Origin of the sequence: Rhodohalobacter sp. SW132 (genome assembly GCF_003390325.1) — a bacterium.
Classification (GTDB): Bacteria; Bacteroidota; Rhodothermia; order Balneolales; family Balneolaceae; genus SW132.
In genome coordinates, this window is record NZ_QUOK01000004.1 from 88,171 (window position 1) to 104,516 (window position 16,346).

At 43.5% G+C, this 16,346-nt stretch carries 16 protein-coding genes; 4 read left to right on the forward strand and 12 right to left on the reverse strand.

The features are described 5' to 3' along the window. Positions 1-48: 48 nt before the first annotated feature. From DYD21_RS09415 to DYD21_RS20890, 5 genes are all read right to left on the reverse strand, one after another. On the reverse strand, positions 49-1,314 hold the full coding sequence (locus DYD21_RS09415) for a folylpolyglutamate synthase/dihydrofolate synthase family protein (RefSeq protein ID WP_116035713.1): 1,266 nt from the start codon (positions 1,312-1,314) through the stop codon (positions 49-51). Then, positions 1,311-2,174 carry an aminotransferase class IV gene (locus DYD21_RS09420; protein WP_158551485.1) on the reverse strand — a complete coding sequence of 288 codons (864 nt, stop codon included), beginning with the start codon at positions 2,172-2,174 and terminating at the stop codon, positions 1,311-1,313. Before DYD21_RS09420 ends, DYD21_RS09415 begins: the two co-directional genes overlap by 4 nt. Beyond that, on the reverse strand, positions 2,161-2,697 hold the full coding sequence (locus DYD21_RS09425) for a TlpA disulfide reductase family protein (protein ID WP_116035716.1): 537 nt from the start codon (positions 2,695-2,697) through the stop codon (positions 2,161-2,163). Before DYD21_RS09425 ends, DYD21_RS09420 begins: the two co-directional genes overlap by 14 nt. 325 nt (positions 2,698-3,022) lie before the next feature. Continuing rightward, positions 3,023-3,748, reverse strand: coding sequence for an HNH endonuclease (locus tag DYD21_RS09430; protein WP_116035719.1), 726 nt, complete (start codon positions 3,746-3,748; stop codon positions 3,023-3,025). 292 nt (positions 3,749-4,040) lie between these two features. Further along, positions 4,041-4,229, reverse strand: coding sequence for a hypothetical protein (locus tag DYD21_RS20890; protein WP_147303545.1), 189 nt, complete (start codon positions 4,227-4,229; stop codon positions 4,041-4,043). A 116-nt stretch (positions 4,230-4,345) separates the two neighbouring features. Between DYD21_RS20890 and DYD21_RS09440 the strand changes: the two genes are divergently transcribed. The 4 genes from DYD21_RS09440 (at position 4,346) to DYD21_RS09455 (ending at position 8,320) form a co-directional block, all read left to right on the forward strand. Next, positions 4,346-4,537 (forward strand): hypothetical protein, encoded by a 192-nt coding sequence (locus tag DYD21_RS09440; protein WP_116035724.1) that lies wholly within the window; start codon positions 4,346-4,348, stop codon positions 4,535-4,537. Between the two features lie 642 nt (positions 4,538-5,179). Beyond that, entirely contained in the window at positions 5,180-6,586 is a 1,407-nt protein-coding gene (locus tag DYD21_RS09445) for a nicotinate phosphoribosyltransferase (protein WP_116035726.1), read from the forward strand. Between the two features lie 7 nt (positions 6,587-6,593). Further along, positions 6,594-7,208, forward strand: a complete 615-nt coding sequence (gene pncA / locus DYD21_RS09450; protein ID WP_116035728.1) for a bifunctional nicotinamidase/pyrazinamidase — start codon at positions 6,594-6,596, stop codon at positions 7,206-7,208. Then, positions 7,205-8,320 (forward strand): FAD-binding oxidoreductase, encoded by a 1,116-nt coding sequence (locus DYD21_RS09455; protein WP_116035731.1) that lies wholly within the window; start codon positions 7,205-7,207, stop codon positions 8,318-8,320. Before pncA ends, DYD21_RS09455 begins: the two co-directional genes overlap by 4 nt. Before the next feature lie 321 nt (positions 8,321-8,641). On the opposite strand, the gene DYD21_RS09460 is transcribed toward DYD21_RS09455, so the two are convergent. The 7 genes from DYD21_RS09460 to rbfA all read right to left on the reverse strand — a co-directional run bounded on the left by DYD21_RS09460 (position 8,642) and on the right by rbfA (position 16,337). Continuing rightward, positions 8,642-10,138 (reverse strand): asparagine--tRNA ligase, encoded by a 1,497-nt coding sequence (locus DYD21_RS09460; RefSeq protein WP_116035733.1) that lies wholly within the window; start codon positions 10,136-10,138, stop codon positions 8,642-8,644. Between the two features lie 170 nt (positions 10,139-10,308). After that, the gene (locus DYD21_RS09465; protein WP_116035736.1) at positions 10,309-11,574 is read right to left on the reverse strand and encodes a pitrilysin family protein; all 1,266 of its coding nucleotides are present in this window, start codon (positions 11,572-11,574) and stop codon (positions 10,309-10,311) included. Positions 11,575-11,689: 115 nt separating this feature from the next. Further along, positions 11,690-13,807, reverse strand: a complete 2,118-nt coding sequence (pnp, locus tag DYD21_RS09470; RefSeq protein ID WP_116035738.1) for a polyribonucleotide nucleotidyltransferase — start codon at positions 13,805-13,807, stop codon at positions 11,690-11,692. A gap of 129 nt (positions 13,808-13,936) precedes the next feature. Further along, a complete protein-coding gene (rpsO, locus tag DYD21_RS09475; protein ID WP_116035740.1) occupies positions 13,937-14,206 on the reverse strand; it encodes a 30S ribosomal protein S15 in 270 nt (89 codons plus the stop codon). A gap of 48 nt (positions 14,207-14,254) precedes the next feature. Continuing rightward, on the reverse strand, positions 14,255-15,217 hold the full coding sequence (locus tag DYD21_RS09480; RefSeq protein ID WP_116035743.1) for a bifunctional riboflavin kinase/FAD synthetase: 963 nt from the start codon (positions 15,215-15,217) through the stop codon (positions 14,255-14,257). 5 nt (positions 15,218-15,222) lie between these two features. Further along, positions 15,223-15,957: a tRNA pseudouridine(55) synthase TruB gene (gene truB, locus DYD21_RS09485; RefSeq protein ID WP_116035746.1), complete on the reverse strand. Its 735-nt coding sequence runs from the start codon at positions 15,955-15,957 to the stop codon at positions 15,223-15,225. Between the two features lie 5 nt (positions 15,958-15,962). Next, the gene (gene rbfA, locus DYD21_RS09490; protein WP_116035748.1) at positions 15,963-16,337 is read right to left on the reverse strand and encodes a 30S ribosome-binding factor RbfA; all 375 of its coding nucleotides are present in this window, start codon (positions 16,335-16,337) and stop codon (positions 15,963-15,965) included. Positions 16,338-16,346: the final 9 nt, after the last annotated feature.

Consider the following 16,346-nt stretch of genomic DNA (forward strand, 5'->3'; position numbering starts at 1 on the left):
GAAGAAAAGATCAGTTCTTTTGAGTAGTCTGGAAAAGGTTTGAACCGGTTATTGAGCAATAATGTTTCCCATCCATCGCCTAACGGTTTGATAAAAGTAAAAACTTCCTCCAAAAATTACTAATTCTGTTTTTTTATTTACAATCCAGCCTGTTTCTAAATCTTCATCTTTAACAGGCAATTTCGTTGCGTACTTAAAATATTTTTGATATTGCTCCTCCCCGGCAGCCCGTTCCGAATTGATCGGATAATAATATAATGAACCGGTTTTTGATACCAGTGAAGCCGTTTTACTATTGAGTTTATCAGACATCATAGCAAGCACGAATGTCCATTGGTCCAAAGGGGCTATTTCCTTTAATTGCCGGATCAGGAGCGAAAGTGAATCTGTGTTATGAGCTCCATCATAATACCATTGCAGATCCGGGTGCAGCTGACGGAAGGACGCTCCGTCGGGATATCGTTTTTGCCACTCATCTAAGCCATCTTGCAGAGACAGTAATGATACGGGATATTGTTCACTTAAACAACGTACTACTGAATAGACGATTGGCAGATTCAATTTCTCGGACAGCAAAAACGGACGTGCTGCATCTCCGCTCCCGGTAATCATAGTGTGGTATTCCGGAATTTGTGCAGCCTTTATCCATTCAGATTTTACCTTCTCAGCGATCGATTCAATTACCTGATCCGCTTCTGCGGGCAGATTTCCAGTTACCACAGGCCGGCCGGGTTTGATGATTCCCGCTTTTTCAGCTGCAATCTGTGCAATTGTATTTCCAAGAATATCGGTATGGTCCAGGCTAATCGAGGTGACTAAACTTACAAGAGGTTTCACAATATTTGTAGCATCAAGACGCCCGCCAAGCCCGGTTTCGTATATGGCAATATCCACCTCCTGGTCACTAAAATACCAGAACGCTATCACCGCCGAGAGCTCAAAGTAGGTTAAAGAGTGCGTTTCGAGTTCGGTTTCGTGCCGCTGAAAAAATTCCACAAGTTTGGCATCTGGAATCATTTGAGCGTCAACCGAGATCCGCTCCCTGTACTCTACCAAATGGGGCGATGTAAATAAACCCGTTTTATAACCGGCTGACTGGTACACCGATGCAAGTATCCGGCATGTTGTGCCCTTTCCATTTGTACCCGCTACATGAATGCACGGAGTGGAGAGATGCGGATTTCCAATCTTTTCGCAAAAATCCCTGATTGAATCGAGCGAAAAGTTTGCCGCGGATGCACCGCTTCTGCCAAACATCGGTATCGAATCTATGTAACCGTACACATCATCGGCCGTTTGAAATCGGGTACTCACTGTAATGCGTTCCGTTTGTAGTTTTTTAATTCACGACTCAATTCTGTAAAGAGTCCGGATTTTGAATCAAAATCGAGATCATCAATCTTCCGCACCGGCACACATTCCATCAGGCTGTTGGTACACCATATAAAATCACTATCCAGAATAGAATCAGGTTGATATTTTCCCTGCTCTGTTTTTAATCCCATTTCTTCCAGCAGGTTGATTACGATGTTTCTCATCACTCCGGGAAGAATATCACACTCAATGGACGGTGTATGAACGGTATCCCCTGTTACCCAGAACAGGTTGGCGATGGACGTTTCAGCCACATAGCCATCTGTTGTAAGCATCAGGGCGTCATCCGCGCCTCTGGCTTTTGCCTCAATAGCTGCCTGTCTGTAGTGAAGCATGTTGCTCAATTTAAGATCCGAAGGAACGGATGTATTCGGCACTACCGTAACGGATGAAGTCACGAGATTTCTTGGAGATGCCGATCGATTGTAAACATCCGCCGTTATTACCCGGTTCAGTTGAACAGGTTCCCGAACGGAATATCCGTTGGTGCCGGCAATGGATACCTGGATACGAATTTTAGCATCTGAACCGGATAAGTTGTTGGATTGAATCAGATCCGAAATTTCTTCCCTGATGACTGAGCTGTTCAAGGGTTCTGCATGGGAGTGGGTCAGATACTCAATTCCACGGTTCAGCCGGTTGAGATGTTCATCAAACCGTAAAAATGTACCGCTGTAGCTTTTGAACGTTTCAAAACAGCCCGCGCCATGGTAAAGCCCATCTGATTGTGCGTGGATTTTTCCTGCATCTTCAGAAACAACATTGCCATTTAGAGAGAGCGCCATCTTACGACTCCTCATCAAGAAGTTGTTCAATTTTCCGGACCATTTCATCTGTGTCTTTGCCCACAAGATGATCCACAATTTCACCCTTTCGATTTATAAATAATAGCGACGGCATCCCCGGCACCATCAGATCCTGGTACACCGATGTCCCGTTCACAAAAACGAAATCATAGTTCACACCGTCGATATACTCAAGTACTTGCTCATCCCCGTCCCGCGAAGCGGCGGCCACAATAATCAACTCCGGACGATTCTGTTTCTCACCGGAAAGCACCTGGTTTACTTCCATAGACATACCCGACCAGGTTGACCAGAAATGCACAACAACCGGGCTTCCCGAAAACTGTTCAACAGTAACTGAATCCTGCTCTGTGTAGCGATACAGATTCCAACTGCTTAAATCCGCTTCGCGAATTTCTTCTCTGAACGTTTCCTGCTGGTTGGATACATAACGGACTGTGCTGAAAACAATCACAAGTGCTGTTATAGCCGCACAAACAACAAGAAACAGGTTAAAATATTTGGGATCTAAACGCATAAAGAGACTGGATACTTACAGTGTGATGCTCGTTGAATATTCTCGTTAAGATACAAATAAGACTTGGAATCATCAGTGAGCAATTTGGATATGAATGGGTTTTACCTGATATAGATTTTAAAATTGAATAAAAAAAGACATGATTAATCGAACATAGGTATAATGGTATTTGACCAACACATTAAAGATGCCTTTTCTTTGGATCAATCGTTCTATATCAACTTGATCTGTACGATCTATCAAAAACCAATCCACCCAGTGATGAATTCATTTTAAAAGTAATTTATAAGCTCAAATTGAAAATTTTTACTCAAAATAACTACTTCTAAGAACCCACTTTCCGTATATTTCTTATCTGTTCAACCGTGAACGCAGGTCTTTTCGAATGAATCATTGCATGGCAATTCGGGCAGACTGGTATCAAATCAGATATAGGATCAACCTCGTATTCTCCCCCAGTCTCAGATATTTGATTTCTATGATGAACGTGGATAAATCCTTTTCCCACTTCACCGAATTTCTCTTCAAAATTGAAGTCACACACTTTGCAAGAAAACCCGTGATGTTTTAAACATACTTCTCTTGCTTCTGTACTTCTTTCATAAGAGGTTTGAAGAATATTTCTAGCATTACCTTCTATAAAAGTCTGATTGGTACTTTGCTTTTCAATCGAACCAAGATATTTGACAATAGACATTAACAGTCTATCCAAAGAAGATTGATTTTCTCTATTAGTCCAAGCTGGCTTTTTTTTATGTGAATCGATAGCATTGGGTTCTACAAAGAAAGAATCGTCAAATAAAGCAGATGTTGTACCAGTTACTAAGCCTATTTCGCAATCAGGCTCATCTGAAAGTGGCTTTATATAAAACTTTTCAGCTCTTACTTCGTAGCCATCTTCATCAAACTTTTCGATTAACAGAGGATGGACGAAAACAAGCTCATTCTCTTTTCTATTTTGCCTGTGCGGTCTTTGCTCTTTCTCGAATTGAAAACCAGCATCTTCCATCTTGAGTCTGAGCGTGTGATATATTTCCTTTCTATCTGCCATATTTTGTTACTCTGCTTAATGAATTTGCTCATAAAGAGTATAAGCATAGTATTTTACTCTTTGAAATGATTGGTCTGAAATCTCTGAATTTTAGAGATTTGAACAGTCTGTAAACTTTTACTTTATGGGATTGCCGTTTTTCTGATCATACAGTTACACCAATAAAAGATCTGAGACTATGAACGACGAGATATTTTCATATACTTACACGCAAACGACACTAAAGCAGATTACACTTGATGAGCTATCGGATATACTTTGATAAACGGCATTCGATCCCAGAATTTGGGATTTAATTTTGATTGAGGCTATTTTGAGAAATGGAAAACGAAGAAGTTAAAAAGGGAAAAATTCTATCAGGTTTATCTTTTGCTCTATTTGTATATAACTTAGCAGGTGGACGCATATCAGAGTCAGGCAACCTTCTTGGATCAGCTGTTATTGTGGAAAATCCAACTGTAGTTGAAGTATCAATTTTCATCTTTTTTTGTTACTTGGCGTATCGTTACAAAATGGCGTTGCCGAACCCTTTGAAATCATTTAGGAAAGCTACAATGGGTCATATCATAAGAGACAAGTCATATCATAAGAGACAATATGTTTAACAAGTATAAAAAGGTATTACTTGATAAAAAAAAGAGAGAGATAAACGAAGGAAAGGGGCAAGATGAAAATGTCAATTCATTATCTTTTTTTGCTAGTACTGGTATAAATTCTGGATCTATTGAAAAATCACGCAATGGTTACACAATAAGTCTATTAATTAGTTTAAACCCAGGGGGGGGGTAAAAACAATCACACCGAGACTTGAAACATGGCGTGTTTGGTTTTATAGTTTAAAAACAATTTTCTACAAAGAGGATTTTTGGGTGATTATATTGCCTTGGCTTCTTTTTGTAATCGCTTTCTTATCATACATACCTAAAATAGTATGTATAATTCAGGGGAATTATTAAATGGTACTTGCAAACCTCAACAATATCTTCCGCACCTGAGTGGCGTGAAACCTCTATCTATCCGCGTGCGATTCTCTTTCTCATGTAACTGGTCGGCTATGGTATGAAACGATTCTACTAATGAACTGGGGAAAGATAAAGATAAGTGAGATATCTCAGTTCAAACGCCGCCTCCCTCCATACATGCATTGAAGCGGCAAATCGTTGATTATAATTCAGCAGACAATCAACGGAATATGTTTCAAACCCGTCGCACGATCTCGCATGATGGTTGATTGTTGTTTATCTCCATCAAGCAGAGATTCAAAATGGGTGTAACCCGTCAGATCCATCCTCTCGAAAGGTTATGAACGATACTGAAAAAATTCCTATTTCTAACATGTTATGCATGACGAATGAAATTGTAAGCAAAAGGAACACATACACTTCACTATATTTTTGTAGATTCTGCCAACTCTTCATTTAAAGATCACTCATGTATATTGATAAACCGACCTCCTTCACGGATTATTACGAACTTACGATGGCCCAGGGATACTTTTTGGAGGGTGATAGAGAGAAAAAGGGTGTCTTCGATTACTTCTTCAGAAAAGTGCCTTTTGATGGCGGATATGTAGTTTTTACAGGCCTGAATGATCTGCTGGAAGCACTGGAGAATTTCACTTTCCGGGATTCCGAATTAAGCTATCTGAAAAAAGAAGGTTTCGACTCCGGTTTTCTGAACTACCTGGCTGATTTCAAATTTACCGGTTCACTCTATTCACCCAAAGAAGGCGAGGTTGTATTCCCGAATGTACCGCTGATCCGCGTGGAAGGTGATTTGATCGAAACACAGCTCATTGAGACGCTTTTGCTCAATATCCTGAATTTTCAAAGTTTGATTGCGACCAAAGCGTCCCGAATGCGCTATGCCGCTGGTGAAGATGCAACCCTGCTCGATTTCGGTCTTCGCCGTTCACAGGGGCTTGGCGGAATCCACGCTACCCGGGCCGCTTACATTGGCGGATTCGACGGCACATCCAATGTCTACTCATCCCAGCAATTTGGCATACCTGCCAGCGGAACCATGGCTCACTCCTGGGTCCAGTCGTTTGATGACGAACTCGAAGCTTTTCGCACCTATGCCAGACATTTCCCCGATTCCACTGTGCTGCTTGTTGATACATACAACACACTTAAATCCGGCCTCCCAAATGCTATCACCGTAGCAAAAGAGTTGAAAGAAAAAGGGCATTCACTCAAAGGAATCCGTCTCGATAGCGGTGACCTCGCCTATCTGTCCAAACAATCACGAAAATTACTGGACAATGCAGGCTTCACGGATGTGAAAATTGCGGCTTCCAATCAGCTTGATGAGCGCGTGATTGCCAGTCTAAAAAACCAGAATTCCCCGATTGATATATTCGGCGTGGGAACGCGGCTTGTAACAGGGCACAACTCTCCTGCGCTGGATGGCGTTTATAAGCTGAGTGAATCGGGCTCTGAGCCTAAACTAAAAGTATCAGAAAACATTGAAAAGATTACACTGCCGGGAGCTAAATCCGTTCGGCGATATCTGAATGGTGACGGAATGTATTACGCGGACGCCATCGGGATGAAACAGGATGATCCGTTTGAATTGATTCATCACCCAACCTTTCCCGCAAAGGAGGTATCTCTTGAAGGAAGAGAGTTTTATCCGCTGTTAAATGAAATAATGAACAATGGTGAGATCAAATCCAGGCAGGTTTCTATTTCGGATTCGAAGGAATATTGCAGAGAGAGCCTGGCTAAACTTCCGCGGGAGTATAAACGTTTTGATAATCCGCACATTTATAAAGTTGGAGTTACACCGAAATTGTTAACCTTGCGTGATCAGCTTCTTGATCAGCATAAAATCTAATTTACCCATGAAAGCGCTGCTTTTAGTAGATATTCAAAATGATTTTTGTAAAGATGGTGCACTTGAAGTGCCGGATGCCAATCGTATTCTGCCTGTTGTAAACAAGCTTATCGATTCGTTCGACAGGATTATTCAAACGCAGGACTGGCACCCGGACGGACATCACTCGTTTGCTGCCAGCCACGAAGGAAACGAACCGTACGATACTGTGGAGATGGATTACGGAACCCAGGTTCTCTGGCCGGATCACTGCGTTCAGGGTTCTCATGGAGGTGAGTTCCACCCGGATCTGAATACTCAAAAATCCCAGGTGATTATTCGCAAAGGATATCGCAAAGAGATCGATTCATACTCTGCATTTTATGAAAATGACCAAAAAACGAAAACCGGGCTGACAGGCTACCTGAACGATCGCGGAATCACGGATCTCTACACCGCAGGACTGGCTACTGATTTTTGCGTTAAATGGTCAGTTCTGGATGGAATCAAGGAGGGATTTAAGATGCATATCATCGAAGATGCTGTCAAAGGAATTGACATCGACGGATCGCTGGATGCTGCATGGAGCGAGATGAAAGAAGCCGGCGTTGATGTGGTAACCTCAGAAAGCCTGATCTCTTGAGTACGTCAGCCAGTGATTTTGATGTTACGATTCTTGGAGCTGGAATTGCGGGTTTAGCTGCCGCAGATGCACTTTTACAACGCCAGGTAAACGTTGCAATCATCGATACGGGCTTGCCGGGGGGCGGATCATCCGGAGCTCCGCTTGTTCTAATTAACCCAGCTACGGGCCGCCGTGCAAAGCTTGTTGAGCATGCTGAAGAATCCATCATAGCAACAGAAGACCTTCTGAAACGAACCGCGAAATTTGCAGGGGAAATCTTCTATTCAAAAAACGGAGTCCTGCGCCCCGCCTTAACGAAAGACCTTGCTGATGACTTCCGCCGATCTCCTGATAAGTATGACTGGCCGGGCGAAGACTGGATCAGCTGGCTTGATAAAGAACCGTTCGAGAAGAAATATCCTTGGTTTGGGGAGCATTCAGGCGGACTTGAGATTCCACACGCGTTTACGGTGGTAGCCGATCGGTACATAGAATTTCTCACAGATTATTTGCGATCGAAAGGTTTACAAACGTTTTTTGAGACGGATTACAATATCAATACTTCAGAGGATCAGACTTTTTCCATTGATCTTGAAAACGGCCGGTCGTTTTCAACGAAAGCGATTATTTACGCTGCGGGCTCTGCCATCACACAAATTCCTGAATGGGATTTTCTGCCGGCGAATAGCATTAAAGGTCAGCTTCTGGACCTTACATTTGCGGAAGAACTGCCTTTCAATCACTCCGTTTCCAGCATGGGCTATTTCGCTTTCAACCCGGCTACTCCCCATCGGCTGGTTGCAGGCAGCACGTATGAACATCACTACACTCACCTTGACACAGATAAAGAAGGTGAAACATACTTATACAAAAAACTGGAACGTACATTTCCCGGTTTACCAAACCGACGTCATTCCAAAAAAATGTGGGCCGGTGAGCGCGTGAGTCTGAACGACCATAAACCGGTGATCGGGGCACATCCCGAACTGAAAAACCGCTATATCATTGGCGGACTGGGATCTAAAGGAATAATATACAGTCCGCATCTTGCCAAACAGCTTTCAGACCTCGTCCTTGATGGTCGGCCTGTGGATCTTGAATTCAGCCCTTCCCGTTTTCTGGATCACTAAATGGCTTTTCGCCATCTAAAAATTCAACTGCAACTTCGCTTCACAGTCATTTTCGATCCGTTTGGATTCTATGACTGAGATTGAATTCAGAGTTCGAATGATGCCACACCTACGGTGCTTCTATAAAAATCGGTCTCCTTGTACCCCAGAGATTCACTTTGTGAACCTCTGGGGCTACGAATATGCCGCCCCGAAACGGGGCTGGCTTGCAGCCATAAAAAGATGAATGCCATTCATTATATATACGATCTACTGTTTTAAATGAAACCTATTTTGTAGCCAAACCATCGCCATTTTGTGGAAGTTGAAATAGAGAAACCACTATGGACGCAGGCGGCCGAGCATTCTCGGGAACGGAATGGTTTCGCGAACATGGGATAGACCGCAGAGCCAGGAGACCGTTCGTTCCAGTCCGAGGCCGTAACCGCTGTGAGGAACCGATCCATATTTTCTGAGATCAAGGTACCAGTCGAACGCTTCCTCGGGCAGATCGTGCTCTTTGATTCGCTCCTGAAGATTTTCCAGGCTGTCTTCCCGCTCACTTCCGCCAATAATTTCACCGTAGCCTTCAGGAGCCAGCACATCCAGTGCAAGGGCCAGTTTTTCATCTTCTGGATCACGCTTCATATAAAACGCTTTTACCGCCGCAGGATATCGGTGGACCATTACCGGAGTATCGTACTGCATGGTAAGAATGGTTTCATCACTTCCGCCAAAATCGTTACCCCACTCAAAGTTTGCGGCCGACTCTTTCCAAACCGGAATATTTCTGAGGTCCTCTTCAATCTGATCAATTCGCGCGTGAATCTCCTTAACCCGTTCATCAATCTGGGCTTTTCTCCACTTTTTGGCAGATCCATGCTCTTTTTTGATCTCTTTCTCTTCCTGCTGAATATCTTCAAGCTCTTTTTTCCGATCTTCTTCCATCTCATTAAGCATTTCAGCCGTAGCATCACTTTTCAGCTGTTCAACCGCATCGGTATAGGAGATTTTTTTGAACGGTTCAGCGACAGCTTTTTTCAGATATGTAGTATCCCGTTCCAAAGTTTTCAGCTCGCTTTCATGTTTTTCAAGCACGGTACTGATGATAAACTTGAGCATTTTTTCAGCAAGCTCCATGTTCATATCCAGGTCATAAAACGCCATCTCCGGTTCAATCATCCAGAATTCGGTAAGGTGTCGGCGCGTTTTGCTTTTTTCAGCTCGGAAGGTTGGCCCGAAAGTGTACACTTTTCCGTGCGCCATCGCCATCGCTTCAGCGTAAAGCTGACCGGACTGAGTGAGGTACGCTTTCTCATCAAAATAGTCCGTTTCAAAAAGTGTGGTTGTGCCTTCGGCCGCATTCCCGGTAAATATCGGGGCATCCATCTGGATAAAACCTTCCCCCTGGAAAAATTGATGAATCGCGAAAACAATCGTATTTCTAACCTGCATTGCCGCCCACTGGCGCTGACTTCTCAGCCAGAGATGACGGTTTTCCATCAAAAATTCTACACCATGATCTTTTGGTGTGATGGGATAATTTTCAGCCACCTGGTAAACTTTCACATCCGTGGCATGAAGTTCATAACCGCCCACGCTTCTGTCGTCTTTTATCACTTTGCCTGAAATTTCCAGGGAGCTCTCCTGTTTCAGCGTACCGGCGGCTTCAAAAACTTCCGACGAAACTTCCTGCTCCGAAACGATACACTGGCAGAGGCCGGTTCCGTCCCGCAACTCCAGAAAGTGAAGCCCTTTACTGCTCCGGCTGTTATATATCCAGCCTTTTAGCGTTACAATTTCATTTTCGTGATTTGAAAGCTGATGTATGGTCGTCATAAAATAATGTTGTATATCGGTCTTGTGATTATTAAATCAGAAATTCGTTTTGAGAACAAGTTGCTAACCTTATCCTCTTATTTAGTCATCAGATGAGTTGTTAGAAATATCGAGTTATGCTGAATCAATATTAATATATGATTCATGGGTGACTCATCACTGACTTGAAATTAGTTGTCCTTCTGCTCTTTTTCAGGCAGTAATATTGTTTCTGAAAAAAGTGTCGGATCAAAGAAAGATTTCGAGAATTTAAGAAGATCTTCCTGGGTAACTGAATTAATATTCTCCACAAGTTCATCGAGTGAAACGAATCGGTCGAAGTAGATCTGGCTTTTGGCAAGGCGAGTCATTCGGTTACTTGTGCTTTCCTGAGACAGCATCAGTTTCCCTTTCAGCTGTGCTTTAGCCTCAGCAAGCTCCTGCTCCGGGACCGGTTCCTCTCGAATCTTCTCGAATTCCCGAGTAATAAGTTCCCGTACGTGATTCACATACTCTTTGTCTGTTCCAATATATACGCCAAACAGGCCGGAATCGGTATACGATTGGTTGAACGTGCCTATGGAGTAGCAATATCCATACTTCTCGCGAATATTTTGATGCAGTCTTGAGCTCATTCCGCCTCCCAAAACCGTATTGGCCAGCAGCAGCAGATATTTATCTTCATGATCGTAATACAACCCTCTGCGACCCGTTATCATATGAGTCTGTTCGATCGCTTTGTGCAGCTCTTTTTTAAACGGTTTATAATCCGTCAGTGGCTGATCCATCGGTTCAACATCCCCTCTGCTCTCCATATCCAGAGATTCAGAAACCATCTGTACAACGTTTTCGTGATCTGCATTTCCGGCAACGGCAACAATCAGGTTTGATGGTTTATAGCGATCCCCGATATAATTAAAAAGATCATCCCGAGAAAAAGAGGATACCGTTTCCTCAAATCCGATGACAGGCCGGCCAATAGGGTGTTTATTAAATGTGCGCTTGCTGAACTCCTCAAAGATGGTATCGTCCGGGCTGTCGCGATACATTTTCATCTCTTCAATCACTACTTTTTTCTCTTTCACCATCTCCTCTTCGGGAAAGGTAGAGTTTCTTACCATATCAGATAGAACATCCAGGGCAACCGGCAGTTTCGTATCAAGGCAGCGGGCGTAGTAGCAAGTATATTCAGTTGATGTGAATGCGTTCAGGTATCCGCCTACAGATTCCATGCTAAGTGCAATATCATAAGACGATCTGTTTTCTGTGCCTTTGAACAGCATATGTTCCAGAAAATGAGTGATTCCTGCCTGTTCTTCGGTCTCATTACGGCTTCCTGTTTTTACCCAAATGCCAACAGTAACACTTTTCACGCTTTTTATCTCTTCTGTTACAACCTGGATACCATTGGGAAGCGTTGTTTTGTGTACCGATTCGATTTCACTTACTGCTTTCATGCGAATGTTTTTTTGAAAATATTACTGTTAATAAACCTATATATCGCTTTGTAAAAAAAATAGCGCCCTCTGCTCAAGGGCGCTACAAGATTCATATAAAGCAAGGCGAAGAGTGTTACGCTTCGTCCGGATGAGGAAGCAGAGCCTTTCTTGAGAGGCGCAGTTTTCCGCCATGCTCAACTTTAAGCAGTTTAACTTCAATTTCATCTCCTACAGAAATCACATCTTCCACATTCTTCACGTGGTCATGATTCAGTTCGGAAATATGAAGCAAACCTTCTTTTCCAGGCACAATCTCTACAAAAGCACCATACTCTTTAATTGCTTTCACAGTGCCTTTATACGTTGCTCCTTCGTCGAGCTGACCCGCAACGGCCTGGATTCGTTTCTTGGCAGCTTCCGCTTTCTCGAGTGAATCAGCAGTAATAGTAATCTGACCTTTGCCCGCTTCATCCTCTTCGATCCAGATTTCAGTATCTGTCTCTTTCTGAAGTGTTTGAATCACTTTTCCGCCCGGCCCAATCACTGCGCCAATGCTGTCGCCGTCAATCGTCATATTGATAAACTGCGGTGCATATTGCGAGATCGTGTCTCGTTTCTCTGAAATGGTTTTTGCCATCTCTTCAAGAATGTGCATACGTCCGCCGTGAGCCTGCTGGAGTGCCTGCTCGAGGAGTTCAAACGAAATTCCTTTCACTTTCATATCCATCTGTGTAGCTGTAATACCGTCAGCTGTACCGGCTGTTTTGAAGTCCATGTCTCCCATGAAATCTTCCTCGCCCTGGATATCAGAAAGAACTACGGTGTTGTTTTCACCCACAATCATACCCATTGCGATTCCGGCAACCGGTTTCTTCAGGGGCACACCAGCATCCATCATCGCCATAGAGCCGCCACAAACGGAGGCCATGGATGATGAACCGTTCGATTCTGTAATGTCGGATCGAACCCGGATAACATATCCGAACTCTTCCCATTCAGGCAAAAGCATTTTAAGCGCACGCTCTGCAAGGTGACCGTGGCCAATTTCTCGTCGGCCCGGACCTCTTAAAAAGCCGGCTTCGCCCACACAGTAAGGAGGGAAATTGTAGTGGAGCATAAATGTTTTGTCCTCTTCATAAAAGAGAGTGTCCACGCTTTGTGCATCACGTTTGGTTCCGAGTGCAACCGATACCAGTGCCTGTGTTTCACCACGGCTGAAGATCGCTGAGCCGTGAACTCTTGGCAGGTAGCCAACTTCAGTCCAGATATCACGAATATCTTCCGGTGAACGCCCGTCAATGCGGCGCTTATTCTCCAGAATCATATTACGAAGTTCGTTTTTTACCATATCACCGTAAAATTCGGAGATCTGTCCGCCTTCATCTTCGTACTCTTCCTCGGCCGTAATCGCTTCAATGACCTCGTTTTTCAGGTCGCTTACTTGTCCGTTAAACTCTTCTTTTCCGAGACCTGTGCCAACAATATCTTTTAATTTTGATCCAACACGCTCTTCTACTTTAGACTTCAGTTCTTCGTTTACAGGCTCAGGTTCGAATTCTCGTTTCTCAACTCCAAATTCTTCTCTGAGTTCTTCCTGGAACTGGCAAAGTTTTGCAATGGCCTTATGTCCTTCTTTGATCGCTTCGAGCATCTCTGCTTCGGTGATCTCTTTCATTTCGCCTTCAATCATCAGAACACTGTCTTCTGTTCCGGCCACAATCATATCGATGTCGCTTTTTTCAAGCTCATCGATTGTTGGGTTGATGACAAACTCACCATCAATACGGCCAACTTTGACCTGAGACATGGGCCCGTCAAACGGAATATCGGAAATATGAGTAGCTGCAGAGGCTCCAAACGCTCCGAGTACATCCGGCTGGTGTTGTCCGTCTGATGAATAAACCTGGCAAATATACTGTGTTTCGTTGAGGTAACCATTTGGGAACAGAGGTCTTAAACTTCTGTCGATCAATCGGCTGGCCAGAGTTTCACCGTCTGATGGCCGTCCTTCTCTTTTCATAAATCCGCCGGGAAATTTTCCGCCGGCCGTAAAACTTTCTCGCAAATCAACAACCATCGGGAAAAAAGACTGTCCCGGCTTTGCTTCTTTTGCACTTACAACTGTGCAAAGCACCATTGTTTCACCCATAGTTACCATCACTGCACCGTCAGCCAGCTTTGCCAGCCTTCCTGTCTCAACAGTAATTTCTTTTCCGGGTGCAAATTCAACACTTCTTTTAATTGCTTTCATATATAAATGTTCTGTTCCTTTCACTGTTTACAACTATTCTATGAATATGAGTTTTGGAGATGAGAGAATAGCCAAACACAACTCCAAAAAAAAAGGCACACAGTGAGCTGCGTGCCTTTGATAATACGCTTACTTACGAATTCCAAGCTTTTGAATCAGCTCACGATATTTTTCAATATCATTATTTCTCAGGTAGGTGAGCATTCGTTTTCGCTGGCCAACCATTTTCAGCAGGCCTCTCCGGGAAGAGTGATCATGCTTATTCTCTTTCAAATGTTCTGTTAGATGGTTGATCCTTTCTGTTAACAGCGCAATTTGTGCTTCCGTTGAACCTGAATTTTCTTCTGATCCGCCAAACTCAGTTACGACTTCCTGTACTTTTTCTTTACTTATGCTCATTTCAAAAATATATAAATGTTCTATTATGTATAGCTTATAAAAATAAGCTTAATTCGTCTGTTTTGCAACGTTTGGACGCTTTGTTTTCAAAATCTTTACTGCCTGCATTTTATCCTTCGCAAGCTGCTCTTTCAACGCTTCAACTCCATCAAATGACTGTTCATCCCTGATTCTTTTTACAAATTGTACCTGAATCTCTTTTCCATATATATTTTCATCAAAAGAAATAATATGCACTTCCATGGTTAGCCCTTCCCCCTTAAATGTCGGGCGAAAGCCAATATTCATCATTGCCGGATAGTACTCGCCGTCAACCCGGGCCCACACTGCGTAAACCCCTTTTTTCGGAATGATTTTTTTGTCCAGATCGATCTGAATATTAGCTGTGGGATAACCAATCTCTTTGCCTCTTTTATCCCCATGAACAACAGTGCCGTTTAAAATATAGTACCGGCCAAGAAATTTTTCAGCCTGTTCTACATCACCTTTCCCCTGCAGGGCATTCCGGATTGATGTACTGCTTACCGTTTTGTTTTCAACTTCTTGTTTTGAAACTACATGAGATTCGAATGAAAGTTCTTCCCCGAGTGCACGAACGGTTTCAATGGTTCCTTCCCGGTCTTTGCCAAACTGGTGATCGTACCCGATCACGAATTTCTTTACCCCGATTTTTTTCCAGATCACCTCGCGAATAAACGTCTCTGAACTCATCAATGAAAAATCACGGTCAAACGGAATCACTACCATTTCATCGATTCCCAGATCAGCCAATAGTTCGCAGCGTTCAGATAACGTGCTGAGTAATTTGATGCCGTCGGAACCCGGATTGATGATATCGCGCGGATGTGGATCGAATGTGACAATCACACTTCTGCACCCGCACTCTTCAGCTTTATTAAGCACAGATTGAATCAGCACTTTATGACCCTCGTGAACACCATCGAAGGTTCCAACTGTCAACACCGTGTGATCATCGCGTTTAACATCATCAAGAAATACCAGTTTCGACATGGTTCTTATTTTTTCAATTTCTGGTCGAATTCTTCCGGCAACAAAGCATCATCAACAAAAAAATCTCCGATGGCAGTTCTTCGCAGTGCCGTCAAATGAGCCCGGCTATTCAGCTCCAGGCCAAGATCGTGACCAATGGAACGAATATACGTACCCTTTCCGCAACGTATCCGAAGATCAACCTCCGGTAAACGGCAATCCAGGATCTCAATTTGATCTATTGTAACCTGGCGTGGTGGTGTTGTGACTTTCTCTCCCCTGCGCGCTTTTTTATAAAGTCGCTCGCCTTCTACCCGAATTGCAGAATAGATGGGGGGTGACTGAACGATTGTACCGGTAAATTTCTCTTTTATAACGTTCTCGATTTCCTCTTTAGTGATGTGCTCCCATTCAGAATGTTCATCTGGCTCGAGTGCCGCATCATAACTTGGGGTGGATGAGCCGAATCTTACGGTTGTTTCATACACTTTATCCCCGTCCTGGAATTGAGAGATTGTGCGGGTAGCTTTTCCGGTGCATATAATTAAGAGTCCGGTAGCGAGGGGATCCAGTGTTCCTGCATGACCCACTTTTTTTGGTGGAACACGATTTCTAATATATCGGACAACATCAAAGCTGGACCAACCTAACGGTTTATCCATGAGTATGGCGGCGCCGGTGGTAAATGAATCCGGACGAATGATGGCGCTGTTTTTGGCAACAACAGGAAGCTGATCAATTGGAATCACCTGTTTAGCCATAGAGATCAGTCGTTACCGGAAGATTCGTTTCCGGAACGCTGCTCTTTTACCTTGGTAAAAAGCTTTTCCATCTTATTCACATATTCTGCAGTATCATCTTCAAAAAACAGAAGTTCAGGAATTCTTCGCACCTGGTTTTTAATTTTTGATGCGAGATCATACCGGATTCTATCCTGGTTATCATCAATGAACTGGTAGATGGACTGCGGATCCCTGTCTTGAGTAAAAACACTCAGGTACACCTTTGCAATGGAAAGATCATCCGTAAGACGAACCTGCGTGACTGTTATAAACGTACCTGATGGCTGATAGCTCTGCTGGAGAATCTGCCCCAGGTCTTTTTGAATAACGGAAGCAAGTCGTTTTGTTCGAATACTCATGGAGAAACT